The following is a 13,317-nucleotide window of genomic DNA, read 5'->3' on the forward strand; positions in this document are numbered from 1 at the left end:
CCTGGTGCTTTTCACCGTGCTGATCCTCGGTTTGGTTGCCGGTTGCGAGAAGCTCGTGCAATACGGTCGCGGGGGGCGAGCATGACCTGGATGCTTTGGCTGGCGGGCGCATCGACAGCCCTGCTGTTCGCGTATCTCGTCTTTGCGCTGCTGCGCGCGGAGGACATCGAATGAACGCGAACAACCTGTTGCAGATGCTGCTGTTCATCGTCGTGCTGCTGGCGGCGGCCGTTCCGGTCGCGCGCTACCTGACGGCGGTGATGGACGGCAGCTCGCGCGTCGTGCGCGTGTTCGGGCCGCTCGAACGCGCGCTGTACCGCATCGCCGGCGTCGACGCCGGCAGCGAGATGAGCTGGAAGCAGTACGCGATCGCGACGATCGCGTTCAACGCGCTCGGCGCATTGTTCCTTTACGGCCTGCTGCGCCTGCAGGGTTTCCTGCCCGGCAACCCGCAGCAGTTCGGCGCGATGACGGTCGACGGCGCGTTCAACACGGCCGTCAGCTTCGTCACCAACACGAACTGGCAGGACTACACGCCGGAGCAGACCGTCAGCTACCTGACGCAGATGCTCGGCCTGACCGTGCAGAACTTCCTGTCGGCGGCGACCGGCATCGTCGTCGTGATCGCGCTGGTCCGCGGCTTCGCGCGCCACACCGCGCAGACCATCGGCAACTTCTGGGTCGACCTCACGCGCGTGACGATGTACGTGCTCGTGCCGATGTCGATGATCGTCGCCGCGCTGCTGATGAGCCAGGGCGTGATCCAGAACATGAAGGCGTACCAGGACGTGCCGGTGCTGCAGGCGAGCACCTATGCGGCGCCGAAGCTCGACGCGCAGGGCAACCCGGTGAAGGACGACAAGGGCGCTCCGGTGACGGTGCCGACCCCGCTCACGAAGCAGACGCTCGCGATGGGCCCGGTCGCGTCGCAGGAAGCGATCAAGATGCTCGGCACCAACGGCGGCGGCTTCTTCAACGCGAACTCCGCGCATCCGTACGAGAACCCGACGCCGTTCGCGAACTTCATCCAGATCTTCGCGATCCTGATCATCCCGGCCGCGCTGTGCCTCGTGTTCGGCCGCGTGATCGGCGATCGCCGGCAGGGTATCGCCGTGCTCGCGGCGATGACGGTCGCGTTCGCGGTCGCGGTCGGCGTCGAGGTGAGCGCCGAGCAGGGCGGCAACCCGACGCTCGCCGCGCTGCACGTCGACCAGTCGGCGAACGCGCTGCAGTCGGGCGGCAACATGGAAGGCAAGGAAACCCGCTTCGGAATCGCGCAGACCGGCATCTTCACGGTCGCGACGACGGCCGCGTCGTGCGGCGCGGTCGACACGATGCACGATTCGCTGACGCCGCTCGGCGGCCTCGTGCCGATGCTGCTGATGCAGCTCGGCGAGGTGATCTACGGCGGGGTCGGCTCGGGCCTCTACGGGATGCTCGTGTTCGCGCTGCTCGCGGTGTTCGTCGCCGGCCTGATGATCGGCCGCACGCCGGAGTACGTCGGCAAGAAGATCGAGTCGTACGAGATGAAGATGGTGTCGATCGTCGTGCTGCTCACGCCGCTGCTGGTGCTGGTCGGCACGTCGATCGCCGTGCTCGCCGATGCGGGCAAGGCCGGCATCGCGAACCCGGGCCCGCACGGCTTCTCGGAAATCCTGTACGCGTTCAGTTCGGCCGCGAACAACAACGGCAGCGCGTTCGCGGGCCTGACGGTCGGCACGCCGTTCTACAACTGGATGACCGCGATCGCGATGTGGTTCGGCCGCTTCGGCACGATCGTGCCGGTGCTGGCGATCGCCGGCTCGCTCGCCGCGAAGAAGCGCATCGCGGTGACGAGCGGCACGCTGCCGACGCACGGTCCGCTGTTCGTCGTGCTGCTGCTCGGCACCGTGCTGCTGGTGGGCGCGCTGACCTACGTGCCGGCGCTAGCGCTCGGCCCTGGCGTCGAGCACCTGATGATGTGGCTGGGCGCGTGACGCGCGCCCGCATGGTCACACATTGAAAAGACTGAAGAGATTGAAGAGATCGCAATGACTCAACATTCCGCAACACGATCCATGTTCGATCCGGCGCTGCTGCGCCCGGCGATCGTGGATTCGTTCAAGAAACTCACGCCGCGCACGCAGTTCCGCAATCCGGTGATGTTCTGCGTATACGTCGGCAGCATCCTGACCACGATCCTGTGGATCGCGGCGCTTGCCGGCCAGGCCGAGGCGCCCGCGGGCTTCATCCTCGCGATCGCGCTGTGGCTGTGGTTCACGGTGCTGTTCGCGAACTTCGCCGAAGCGCTCGCCGAAGGGCGCTCGAAGGCGCAGGCCGCATCGCTGCGCAGCGCGAAGAAGGACGTGATGGCGAAGAAGCTCAACGAGCCGCATCCGAAGTCGCCGATCCGCGTCACGACCGCATCCGACCTGCGCAAGGGTGACATCGTGCTCGTCGAGACCGGCGACGTGATCCCGGCCGACGGCGAGGTCGTCGACGGCGTTGCATCGGTCGACGAATCGGCGATCACCGGCGAATCGGCGCCGGTGATCCGCGAATCGGGCGGCGACTTCTCGTCGGTGACGGGCGGCACGCGCGTGCTGTCCGACTGGATCGTCGTCAGGGTCACCGCGAACCCCGGCGAGGCGTTCCTCGACCGGATGATCGCGATGGTCGAAGGCGCGAAGCGCAAGAAGACGCCGAACGAGATCGCGCTGACGATCCTGCTCGTCGCGCTGACGATCGTGATGCTGCTCGCGACCGCGACGCTGCTGCCGTTCTCGACGTTCGCGGTCGACGCGATGAAGGCCGGCCACGTGGTGACGATCACCGCGCTCGTCGCGCTGCTCGTGTGCCTGATCCCGACGACGATCGGCGGCCTGCTGTCCGCGATCGGCGTGGCGGGGATGAGCCGGATGATGCAGGCGAACGTGATCGCGACGTCGGGCCGCGCGGTGGAAGCGGCCGGCGACGTCGACGTGCTGCTGCTCGACAAGACCGGCACGATCACGCTCGGCAACCGCCAGGCGTCGATGTTCGTGCCCGCGCCGGGCGTGACCGAGGAAGCGTTGGCCGACGCCGCGCAACTGTCGTCGCTCGCCGACGAAACGCCGGAAGGCCGCAGCATCGTCGTGCTCGCGAAGGAGCGCTTCAACATTCGCCAGCGTGACATGGGGCAATTGCACGCGACGTTCATCGGCTTCTCCGCGCAGACGAGGATGAGCGGCGTCGACCTGCCCGGCCGCGAGATCCGCAAGGGCGCGGCCGACGCGATCCGCCGCTACGTCGAGACGCACGGCAGCCGCTTCCCGGAAGAAGTGCGTCGCGCGGTCGACGACGTCGCGCGCCGCGGCAGCACGCCGCTCGTCGTGGCCGACCTGCATGAAGGGGCGGCGCGCGTGCTCGGCGTGATCGAGCTGAAGGACATCGTGAAGGGCGGCATCAAGGAGCGCTTCGCGGAACTGCGCAAGATGGGCATCAAGACCGTGATGGTGACGGGCGACAACCGGCTGACGGCCGCGGCGATCGCGGCGGAAGCGGGCGTCGACGATTTCCTCGCGGAAGCGACGCCGGAAACCAAGCTCGCGACGATCCGCGAGCACCAGGCGGCGGGGCGCCTCGTCGCGATGACGGGCGACGGCACCAACGACGCGCCGGCGCTCGCGCAGGCCGACGTGGCGGTCGCGATGAACACGGGCACGCAGGCCGCGAAGGAAGCGGGCAACATGGTCGACCTCGATTCGAACCCGACGAAGCTGATCGAGATCGTCGAGATCGGCAAGCAGATGCTGATGACGCGCGGCTCGCTGACGACGTTCTCGATCGCGAACGACATCGCGAAGTACTTCGCGATCATCCCGGCTGCGTTCGTGACGACGTACCCGCAGTTGCGCGTGCTCGACATCATGCACCTGACGTCGCCGGCGTCCGCGATCCTGTCGGCGGTGATCTTCAACGCGCTGATCATCGTCGCGCTGATCCCGCTCGCGCTGAAGGGCGTCACGTACCGGCCGCTCGGCGCCGCATCGCTGCTGCGCCGCAACCTGCTCGTGTACGGCCTCGGCGGCTTGCTGCTGCCGTTCCCGTTCATCAAGCTGATCGACATGACGCTCGCCGCACTCGGCTGGGCCTGAAGTCCTGAAGGAAACATCATGAAAACGTTGATTCGTCCGCTCGTCGTGCTCTTTGTCGTGCTTGCCGCGGTGACGGGGCTCGCGTATCCGGCCGTGATGACCGTGTTCGGCCAGGCCGTGTTTCCGTCGCAGGCGAACGGCAGCCTGATCGAGAAGGACGGCAAGGCGGTCGGCTCCGCGCTGATCGGCCAGCCGTTCGATGCGCCGAAGTACTTCTGGGGCCGGCTGTCGGCCACGGCGCCGATGCCGTACAACGCGACCGGTTCCGGCGGCTCGAACCTCGGCCCGCTGAACCCGTCGCTCGCCGACCAGGTGAAGGGGCGCATCGCCGCGCTGCGCGATGCCGGCACCGACATGTCGAAGCCCGTGCCGGTCGACCTCGTGACGGCGTCGGCGAGCGGCCTCGATCCGGAGATCACGCCGGCCGCCGCCGCATACCAGGTCGAGCGGGTCGCGAAGGCACGCAACCTGGCGCCCGACGCGGTCGCGCAGCTCGTCGCCGCGAACACGACGGGCCGCCAGTTCGGCGTGCTCGGCGAGCCGCGCGTGAACGTGCTGAAGCTGAACCTCGCGCTCGACGCGGCGCAGGCCACGCACTGATCGCGCGTCCGGGCTCCGGGCCCGGCAACCGGTGCCCGGCGCGGCCTGAGCCGCGCCGGACGCACTTTTCCCGACGGCGCATGCGCCGTCTTTGCCTTTTGCGGCGATTTGGAACAACAATGCTCGTACTCGCGCGCATCCGGGCGCTCCGCTTTCCTGACGCATGAACCGTCCCGATCCAGACCAACTCCTCGACAAGCTGCAGCGAGACGAAGAAAAGCAGCGGCGCGGCCAGCTCAAGATCTTCTTCGGCGCATCGGCCGGCGTCGGCAAGACCTACGCGATGCTGCAGGCCGCGCGCCAGCGCCTGCAGGACGGCGTCGACGTCGTCGTCGGCATCGTCGAAACCCACGGCCGCGGCGAAACCGCCGCGCTGCTCGACGGCCTCGACGTGCTGCCGCTCGCGCGCATCGACTATCGCGGCCGCACGCTCGCCGAATTCGATCTCGATGGCGCGCTCGCGCGCCAGCCGCAACTGATCCTCGTCGACGAACTCGCGCATTCGAACGTGCAGGGCGCACGGCACCTGAAGCGCTGGCAGGACGTCTACGAACTGCTCGACGCGGGCATCGACGTGTATACGACCGTCAATGTCCAGCACCTCGAAAGCCTGAACGACGTGGTCGGCGCGATCACCGGCATCCGCGTGTGGGAGACCGTGCCCGACCGCGTGTTCGACGCGGCCGACGAAGTCACGCTCGTCGACCTGCCGGCCGAGGAACTGCTCGAGCGGATGCGCGACGGCAAGGTCTATCTCGCGCAGCAGGCCGAGCGCGCGGTGCGCAACTTCTTCCGCAAGGGCAACCTGATCGCGCTGCGCGAACTGGCGCTGCGGCGCACGGCCGATCGCGTCGATGCGCAGATGCGCGAATACCGCGCCGACCGTTCGATCCAGCGCATCTGGCAGGCGCGCGAGCGGCTGCTCGTGTGCGTCGGTCCGGGCGCCGAAGCGCCGACGCTCGTGCGCGCGGCCGCGCGGCTCGCCGCGAGCCTGAAGGCCGACTGGATCGCCGTGTATGTCGAGACGCCGCGCCTGCAGCGGCTGCCCGACGCGCAGCGGCAGCGCACGCTCGATGCGCTGAAGCTCGCGGCCGAACTCGGCGCGGAAACGGCCACGCTCGCCGGCGGCGACGCGGTCGCCGCGCTGATCGGCTATGCGAAGGTGCGCAACGTGTCGAAGATCGTCGCGGGCGGCTCGCCGAAGGTCGGGCTCATGCGCCGCTTCGCGCGGCCGTTCGGCGAGCAGCTCGCCGAACGCGCGGGCGACGTCGACCTGATGCTGATCCGCGCGTCCGCGAGCGACGAGGCGCGCGCGGCGCCGCTCGACCCGCGTGCGCGCGACTGGCGCGATGCGTTCGCGAAGTTCGGCACGCATCGTTCGCCGCCGCGGCACTACGTGTACGCGGCCGCGATCTGCGCGGCGATCACCGTCGTCGCAAACGTCGTGTCCGAGCGGCTCGACCTCACGAACCTCGTGATGCTGTACCTGCTCGGCGTCGTGTTTTCGGCCGTGCGGCTCGGGCGCGGCCCGGGCGTGCTGCAGTCGTTCCTGTCGGTGGCCGCATTCGATTTCTTCTTCGTGCCGCCGCGCATGTCGTTCTCGGTCAGCGACACGCAATACCTGCTGACCTTCTTCGGAATGCTGCTGACGTCGCTCGTGATCAGCCACCTGACGTCGACGCTGACGCGCCAGGCGAGCATCGCGCAGCGCCGCGAGCGCCGCACCGGCGCGATCTACGCGATGGCGCGCGAGCTGGGCGCGGCGCTGACGACCGAGCAGATCGTCGAGATCGGCAGCCGCCACGTGGGCGAGGTGTTTCGCGCGCGTGTCGCGTTCCTGCTGCCCGACAGCGCGGACAAGGTGCGCCAGAAGATCGAGGAGCCCGACGCGGCCGTCACGCTGACGGGCGCCGATCTCGACAGCGACGTCGGCCAGTGGGTGTACGACCAGCAGAAGCCGGCCGGCCGCGGCACCGACACGCTGCCCGCAACGGCCGCGCTGTACCTGCCGCTGAAGGCGCCGATGCGCACGCGCGGCGTGCTCGCGGTCGTGTCGCGCGAGCCGCGCGAGCTCGAGGTGCCCGAGCAGCAGCGGATGCTCGACGCATTCGCCGCGCAGATCGCGCTTGCGCTGGAGCGCGTGCACTACGTCGAGATCGCGCGCGACGCGCTCGTGAACATGGAATCCGAGCGGCTGCGCAACTCGCTGCTGTCGGCGATCTCGCACGACCTGCGCACGCCGCTCACGACGATCGTCGGCTTCTCGTCGATGCTCGCGAACGGGCGCGCGGCCGCGCAGGGCGGCGGCGCCGCGGCGGCCGAACGCTTCGCGCAGCGCGAGGGCGAACTCGTCGACGCGATCCACGACGAGGCGCTGCGGATGACGGGCATCGTCACGAACCTGCTCGACATGGCGCGGCTGCAGGCCGGCAGCCTGCAGCTCAAGCGCCAGTGGTCGCTGCTCGAGGAAACCGTCGGCGCCGCGCTCGCCGCGTGCAAGCGCGTGCTCGCGCGCCATCCCGCGCGCGTGTCGCTGCCGGTCGACCTGCCGCTGCTGCAGATGGACGCGGTGCTGATGGAACGCCTGTTCACCAACCTGTTCGAGAACGCGGCGAAGTACACGCCGCCCGACACGCCGCTCGAGATCGGCGCGGAGCGCGTGACCGACGACGGGCTGCCGTTCGTGCGCGTGCACGTCGACGATCACGGCCCGGGCCTGCCGGCCGGCATGGAAACGCGGATCTTCGACAAGTTCACGCGCGGCGAGAAGGAATCGGCGACGCCGGGCATCGGGCTCGGCCTCGCGATCTGCCGCGCGATCGTCGAGGCGCACGGCGGTAGAATCGGCGCGCTCAACCGCACCGCGCCCGACGGCCGCGTGACGGGCGCGCGCTTCTGGTTCACGCTGCCGGTCGAGACGCCGCCGGCCGCGCCCGCCGTGCCCGACGACGAATCCGACGTGCCGAGCGCATCGTCCCCATCCGAGCCATTGCCAGACCATGAGTGAACCCAGCCTGACCGTTGTCCTGATCGAGGACGAAAAGCAGATCCGCCGCTTCGTGCGCGCCGCGCTCGAAGAGGAGGACATCGCCGTGTTCGAGGCCGAGACGGGCAAGCAGGGGCTGATCGACGCGGCGACGCGCAAGCCCGATCTCGTGATCGTCGACCTCGGCCTGCCCGATACCGATGGCCTCGACGTGATCCGCGAGCTGCGCGGCTGGTCCGAGGTGCCGGTGATCGTGCTGTCCGCGCGCACGCAGGAAGACGAGAAGGTCGCGGCGCTCGACGCGGGCGCCGACGACTACCTGACCAAGCCGTTCGGCGTGTCCGAACTGCGCGCGCGGATCCGCGCGCAATTGCGCCGGCGCAACCAGGGCGGCGCGAACGAGACGCCGAAGGTGAGCTTCGGCACCGTGACCGTCGATCTCGCGCTGCGCCAGGTGTGGCGCGACGGCGAGATCGTGCATCTGACGCCGCTCGAATACCGGCTGCTTGCGACGCTCGTGCGGCACGCGGGGCGCGTGCTTACGCACCGCCAGTTGCTGCGCGACGTGTGGGGGCCGTCGCACGTCGAGAGCCATCACTACTTGCGCATCTACATGGCGCACCTGCGCCAGAAGCTCGAGCGCGACCCGGCACAGCCCGAGTACATCGTCACCGAGACGGGCGTCGGCTACCGGCTGGTCGGCGCCGCGTGACGGGCATCGCACGGCGGCGGCCGCCCGGGCTGGCGTGACGCCGCGCGCGGGCAGGGTTGCGCCGGCGCGACAGTCGCGCGGCCGGCGCCGGCCTTGCACACCGGCCGCGGATTCCCCGTTATGCTGACCGTTCCGCGAACAAAAACGAGGAGCGTGCAATGTCCGTCCGTCTGGTCGTCATCTGTGCGCTGGCGCTGACTGCGCCCGGCGCGTTCGCCCAACCGCTGCCGCCGGGGCAACAGCCGCTCGCGCAGGCCGCGCTCGCCAATCCCGCGTCGGTCAACTGCGAGAAGCTCGGCGGTCGCCACGTGATCCGCAGCCTGCCGAGCGGGCAGGTCGGGATGTGCATGTTCAAGGATGGCCGCGTGTGCGAGGAGTGGGCGCTGTATCGCGACGACCGCTGCGTCGGCGGCGTCGCGCCGAAGCGTGTGTCGAATTGATGCCGAACTGACCGGGCCCGGCCGATCCTGCCCCGGATCGGCCGCCGGCCGTGCGCCGCGTCCGGCGTGTCCGTAAGCCTCTTGTTATACTCGGCGCCGCCCGGGGACGACCCCGGGTCATTCGCTTCAACGGGGACGGCCCCATCCGATACGGAGTACGTCGCGATGGCGTGGGTATTGTTGTTGATTGCCGGTTTGCTGGAAGTGGCCTGGGCGGCCGGCATGAAATCGTCGGACGGCTTCACGAAGCTCGGCCCGTCGGTGTTTACGATCGTGACGGCGCTGGCCAGCTTCGGGCTGCTCGCGGTCGCGATGCGCCAGTTGCCGCTCGGCACCGCGTACGCGGTGTGGACGGGCATCGGCGCGGTCGGCGCGTTCGTGTTCGGCATCGTGATGATGGGCGAGGTGCTGACCGTCGCGCGCGTCGCGAGCGCTGCGCTGATCGTCGCCGGGCTGATCGGCCTCAAGCTGTCGTCGGCCGCCTGACGCCGGAGTCCCGGACGACGGCATCCCGGACGACGGCATCCCGGGCCCGCCGTGCCCGGGCACCGCACTGCGGAATTGCGTCGGGTGCCCGGTTAGCCTGTCTATAATGGAACGCATTCGGGCCTGAATGTCGTTGTGCCGTTCGCGGCCTGCGGCGCCGGTCGCCACGCGCCGCGCGGCCGGTCTGACCGACCCGACCCGATCGATCGGCAAAGCGCACGGAAAGTGCAAGGAGAGGGCCATGATCGAAGCCATTTCGCTCGGCGCGGGGCTCGCGTGGGCGAGCGGGCTGCGCCTGTACCTGACGGTGCTGATCGCCGGCGTGCTGGCGCGGGTCGGCTGGCTCCATCTGCCCGACACTCTGGCCGTCCTGATGTCGCCGTGGGTCATCGGCGCCGCCGCCGTGCTCACCGTCACCGAATTCCTTGCCGACAAGATCCCCGCGTTCGACTCGCTGTGGGATGCCGTGCATACCTTCATCCGCATCCCGGCCGGCGCCGTGCTCGCAGCCGGCGCGCTCGGCCATGCCGATCCGACCGTGCTCGCGGTCGCGGGCCTTGCAGGCGGTTCGCTTGCCGGCGCCGCGCACGTGGCGAAGGCCGGTACGCGCGCACTGATCAACCTGTCTCCCGAACCGATTTCGAACTGGGTCGCGTCGTCGACCGAGGACGGCCTCGTGGTCGGCGGGCTTGCGCTCGCGTTCTTCGTCCCGCTCGCGTTCCTCGTGCTGCTCGCGGCCTTCATCGCCGCTTCGGCCTGGGCGCTGCCGCGCCTGTGGCGCGGCGTGTCGGGCGGTTTTCGCGGGATGGCGAACCACATGGTGTCGCGGCTCAACTCGATCGGGGGTAAGCGCGATTGAAGGGGCGGCAACACGCGGCGCAGCCGCCGGCCGGGCAACCCGGCCATGACATGCCCGCGCATGCCGGCCGCTTCGGCCTGCGCGACCTGATCCGCCAGGCCGCGCGGATGACTGCGCGCGACTGGCGCGCGGGCGAGTTGACGCTGCTCGTACTCGCACTGGTGCTCGCGGTCGCGGCACTGACGAGCGTCGGCTTTCTCGCCGACCGCCTGCGCCAGGGGCTCGAGCGCGACGCGCGCCAGATGCTCGGCGCCGATTTCGTCGTGCGCGCCGACCGTCCCGTCGATCCGTCGTTCGACCGTCAGGCCCGCGCACTCGGCCTGCGTACCGCGACGACCGCGATTTTCCCGAGCATGATCGCGTCCACCGCGGGCGGGCAGGCGAGCGACGCGGCGCCCGCGCGCCTCGCGGCCGTGAAGGCCGTGTCGCCCGGGTATCCGCTGCGCGGCGCGGTCGAGATCCTGCCGGCCGGCGCCGCCGCCGCGCACAAGGCGACCGCGATTCCCGCGCCCGGCACCGTGTGGGCCGATCCCGCACTGCTCGATGCGCTGCACCTGAAGGCGGGCGATACGGTGCGGGTCGGGCTGCGCACGTTCACGGTCGCCGCGTCGATCTCCCGCGAACTCGATCGCGGTTTTTCGTTCGTCAATTTTTCGCCGCGGCTGATGATGCGCGCGGACGAACTCGCCGCGACGGGGCTCACCGGCTACGGCAGCCGCGTCACGTACCGGCTGCTGGTCGCCGGCGACGCGCAGGCCGTCGCGCGTTTCGAAACCTATGCGCACGAGCGCGTCGACGGCGGGAAGCTGCGCGGCGTCGGGCTCGAGTCGTTGCAGGAAGGCCAGCCGCAGGTGCGGCAGACGCTGGATCGCGCGCGCCATTTCCTGACGCTCGTCGCGCTGCTGACCGCGCTGCTCGCGGCGGTCGCGATCGCGATGGCCGCGCAGCGCTACATGCGGCGCCATCTCGACGGCTGCGCGACGATGCGCTGCCTCGGCGTGAGCCGCCGCACGCTCGGCGCGCTGTTCGCGCTCGAATTCGTCGGCATCGGGATCGTGTCGGGCGCCGCGGGCGCGGTGCTCGGCTACGGCGGCCACTGGGCGTTGCTGGCCGCGCTCGGCGGCCTGATCGAAGTCGTGCTGCCGCCGCCCACGCTGTGGCCGGCGCTCATCGGCGTGGGTGCCGCGCTCGTGCTGCTGCTCGGCTTCGCGCTGCCGCCGCTCGTGCCGCTCACGCGCGTGCCGCCGGTGCGCGTGCTGCGCCGCGAGTGGGGCGATGCGTCGCGCACCGCGTGGGCCGCGTATGCGGTCGGCGTCGTGCTGTTCGCAGGGCTGCTGATCGCGGCCGCCGGCGACCTGAAGCTCGGCCTGATCGTCGCGGGCGGCTTCGCCGGCGCGCTGGTCGGTTTCGCGCTGATCGCGCGGCTCGTGCTGTTCGCGGCCGCGCACGCGGTGCGCAACGCGCGCGTGGCCGCGGGCGTCGGCTGGCGCTATGCGCTCGCATCGCTGCATCGGCGCGGCACGGCCAGCGCGCTGCAGATCACCGCGCTCGCGCTCGGCCTGATGTGCCTGCTGCTGATCGCGATCACGCGCAACGACCTCGTCGCGGGCTGGCGGCAATCGACGCCGCCCGATGCGCCGAACCAGTTCCTGATCGACATCCAGCCCGACCAGCGCGACGACGTCGCGGCCTATCTGGCCGCGCACGGCGTGCGCGACGCGGTGCCCGCGCCGATGGTGCGCGGCCGCCTCGTCGCGATCAACGGCAAGCCGGTGAATCCGGACGCCTATCCGTCCGACGAGGCGCGCCGGCTCGTCGACCGCGAGTTCAACCTGTCGTATACGACCGAGCTGCCGTCCGACAACCGGATCGTCGCAGGCGACTGGTTCGGCACCGCGGCCACGCCGCAGATTTCGATCGAGGCCGGCCTCGCGAAGACGCTGAACGTGAAGCCGGGCGACACGCTGCGCTTCGACGTGACGGGGCTGACGGTCGACGCGCCGATCACGAGCGTGCGCAAGCTCGACTGGGGCACGTTTCGCGTCAACTTCTTCGTGCTGATGCCGCCGCAGGTGCTGAAGGATTTCCCGGCCGTCTACCTCACGAGCTTCCATCTGCCCGCATCCGACGCCGCGCTGCTCGATCCGCTGATCGCGCGCTACCCGAACCTGACCGCGATCGACGTCGCGCCGATCCTCGCGCAGCTGCAGCGGATGATGCTGCAGGTGGTCGGCGCGGTGCAGTTCCTGTTCGCGTTCACGCTCGCGGCCGGCGTGCTCGTGCTGTACACGGCGCTCGCCGGCTCGCGCGACGAGCGGGTGCGCGAAGCCGCGCTGCTGCGCGCGCTCGGCGCGTCGCGCGCGCAGGTCAATGCGGTGCAGCGTGCGGAATTCGTCGTGGTCGGTGCGCTGGCAGGCGCGCTGGCGTCGGCGGGCGCGATCGCGGTCGGCTGGGTGCTCGCGTCACGCGTGTTCGATTTCCGGCTCGCCGTCGATCCGTGGCTCGTGCCGGCCGGTATCGCGGCCGGCGTCGCGTGCGCCGGTGCGGCCGGCTGGCTGAGCCTGCATAATGTGTTGCGGCGCCCCGCGCTGCAGTCGCTGCGCGACGCATGAGCGTCGCCGGCGGCCCCGAAGATCCCGTTTTCCGACTATCCGTATGACCGATGTGAATGACGATGCGCCGTCGCAGCCGACGGCGTTCGAGCTCGTGGGCGGCGAAGCCCGCGTGCGCGAAATGGTGGACCGCTTCTACGACCTGATGGACCTCGAGCCCGAGTTCGCGCAGATTCGCGCGTTGCACCCGGCATCGCTCGACGGTTCGCGCGACAAGCTGTTCTGGTTCCTGTGCGGCTGGCTCGGCGGGCCCGACCACTACATCGACCGGTTCGGCCATCCGCGGCTGCGCGCGCGGCACCTGCCGTTCCCGATCGCGTCGGTCGAGCGCGACCAGTGGCTGCGCTGCATGGCGTGGGCGATGGAGGATGTCGGGCTGCCCGAGCCGCTGCGCGAGCGGCTCATGCATTCGTTCTACGACACGGCCGACTGGATGCGCAACCGGCCCGGTTGATCGACCGGTACGCCGCTGCCCGTGCGCGGGACGATCTGCGTCTGGGCGCGCGC

Annotated in this window: 11 protein-coding genes; all 11 read left to right on the plus strand. The window is 70.1% G+C overall.

The genetic code is table 11. The features are described from left to right. The first annotated feature begins 81 nt into the window (after nt 1-81). The 11 genes from kdpF (at nt 82) to ACM6JT_RS05355 (ending at nt 13,264) form a co-directional block, all read left to right on the plus strand. Entirely contained in the window at nt 82-174 is a 93-nt protein-coding gene (kdpF, locus tag ACM6JT_RS05305) for a K(+)-transporting ATPase subunit F (protein ID WP_006752209.1), read from the plus strand. Further along, a complete protein-coding gene (kdpA, locus tag ACM6JT_RS05310) occupies nt 171-1,976 on the plus strand; it encodes a potassium-transporting ATPase subunit KdpA (RefSeq protein WP_131946536.1) in 1,806 nt (601 codons plus the stop codon). Before kdpF ends, kdpA begins: the two co-directional genes overlap by 4 nt. A gap of 54 nt (nt 1,977-2,030) precedes the next feature. Continuing rightward, complete coding sequence (kdpB, locus tag ACM6JT_RS05315) at nt 2,031-4,115, plus strand: potassium-transporting ATPase subunit KdpB (protein ID WP_217590899.1); 2,085 nt, start codon at nt 2,031-2,033, stop codon at nt 4,113-4,115. Between the two features lie 18 nt (nt 4,116-4,133). Next, nucleotides 4,134-4,715, plus strand: coding sequence for a potassium-transporting ATPase subunit KdpC (gene kdpC, locus ACM6JT_RS05320; protein WP_105390987.1), 582 nt, complete (start codon nt 4,134-4,136; stop codon nt 4,713-4,715). A 163-nt stretch (nt 4,716-4,878) separates the two neighbouring features. Further along, nucleotides 4,879-7,722, plus strand: coding sequence for a DUF4118 domain-containing protein (locus ACM6JT_RS05325; RefSeq protein ID WP_414856072.1), 2,844 nt, complete (start codon nt 4,879-4,881; stop codon nt 7,720-7,722). Continuing rightward, nucleotides 7,715-8,413 (plus strand): two-component system response regulator KdpE, encoded by a 699-nt coding sequence (kdpE, locus tag ACM6JT_RS05330; protein WP_034184856.1) that lies wholly within the window; start codon nt 7,715-7,717, stop codon nt 8,411-8,413. Before ACM6JT_RS05325 ends, kdpE begins: the two co-directional genes overlap by 8 nt. Before the next feature lie 158 nt (nt 8,414-8,571). Then, nucleotides 8,572-8,853, plus strand: a complete 282-nt coding sequence (locus ACM6JT_RS05335; protein WP_414856073.1) for a DUF333 domain-containing protein — start codon at nt 8,572-8,574, stop codon at nt 8,851-8,853. Between the two features lie 165 nt (nt 8,854-9,018). Then, nucleotides 9,019-9,339, plus strand: a complete 321-nt coding sequence (gene sugE, locus ACM6JT_RS05340) for a quaternary ammonium compound efflux SMR transporter SugE (protein ID WP_414856074.1) — start codon at nt 9,019-9,021, stop codon at nt 9,337-9,339. Between the two features lie 241 nt (nt 9,340-9,580). Next, nucleotides 9,581-10,198 (plus strand): DUF4126 domain-containing protein, encoded by a 618-nt coding sequence (locus ACM6JT_RS05345; protein ID WP_034184919.1) that lies wholly within the window; start codon nt 9,581-9,583, stop codon nt 10,196-10,198. A 50-nt stretch (nt 10,199-10,248) separates the two neighbouring features. Further along, complete coding sequence (locus tag ACM6JT_RS05350) at nt 10,249-12,810, plus strand: ABC transporter permease (RefSeq protein ID WP_414856075.1); 2,562 nt, start codon at nt 10,249-10,251, stop codon at nt 12,808-12,810. A gap of 43 nt (nt 12,811-12,853) precedes the next feature. Beyond that, nucleotides 12,854-13,264 carry a group II truncated hemoglobin gene (locus ACM6JT_RS05355; RefSeq protein WP_017331548.1) on the plus strand — a complete coding sequence of 137 codons (411 nt, stop codon included), beginning with the start codon at nt 12,854-12,856 and terminating at the stop codon, nt 13,262-13,264. Nucleotides 13,265-13,317 lie beyond the last annotated feature (53 nt).

Origin of the sequence: Burkholderia sp. IT-111MI5 (assembly GCF_949752865.1) — a bacterium.
Classification (GTDB): Bacteria; Pseudomonadota; Gammaproteobacteria; order Burkholderiales; family Burkholderiaceae; genus Burkholderia; species Burkholderia pyrrocinia_C.

What these genes read in the sequence shown, in the direction of transcription:
- kdpF (WP_006752209.1), top strand. Translation starts at nt 82, where the DNA reads ATGACCTGGATGCTTTGGCTGGCGGGCGCATCGACAGCCCTGCTGTTC.
- kdpA (WP_131946536.1), top strand. Translation starts at nt 171, where the DNA reads ATGAACGCGAACAACCTGTTGCAGATGCTGCTGTTCATCGTCGTGCTG.
- kdpB (WP_217590899.1), top strand. Translation starts at nt 2,031, where the DNA reads ATGACTCAACATTCCGCAACACGATCCATGTTCGATCCGGCGCTGCTG.
- kdpC (WP_105390987.1), top strand. Translation starts at nt 4,134, where the DNA reads ATGAAAACGTTGATTCGTCCGCTCGTCGTGCTCTTTGTCGTGCTTGCC.
- ACM6JT_RS05325 (WP_414856072.1), top strand. Translation starts at nt 4,879, where the DNA reads ATGAACCGTCCCGATCCAGACCAACTCCTCGACAAGCTGCAGCGAGAC.
- kdpE (WP_034184856.1), top strand. Translation starts at nt 7,715, where the DNA reads ATGAGTGAACCCAGCCTGACCGTTGTCCTGATCGAGGACGAAAAGCAG.
- ACM6JT_RS05335 (WP_414856073.1), top strand. Translation starts at nt 8,572, where the DNA reads ATGTCCGTCCGTCTGGTCGTCATCTGTGCGCTGGCGCTGACTGCGCCC.
- sugE (WP_414856074.1), top strand. Translation starts at nt 9,019, where the DNA reads ATGGCGTGGGTATTGTTGTTGATTGCCGGTTTGCTGGAAGTGGCCTGG.
- ACM6JT_RS05345 (WP_034184919.1), top strand. Translation starts at nt 9,581, where the DNA reads ATGATCGAAGCCATTTCGCTCGGCGCGGGGCTCGCGTGGGCGAGCGGG.
- ACM6JT_RS05350 (WP_414856075.1), top strand. Translation starts at nt 10,249, where the DNA reads ATGCCCGCGCATGCCGGCCGCTTCGGCCTGCGCGACCTGATCCGCCAG.
- ACM6JT_RS05355 (WP_017331548.1), top strand. Translation starts at nt 12,854, where the DNA reads ATGACCGATGTGAATGACGATGCGCCGTCGCAGCCGACGGCGTTCGAG.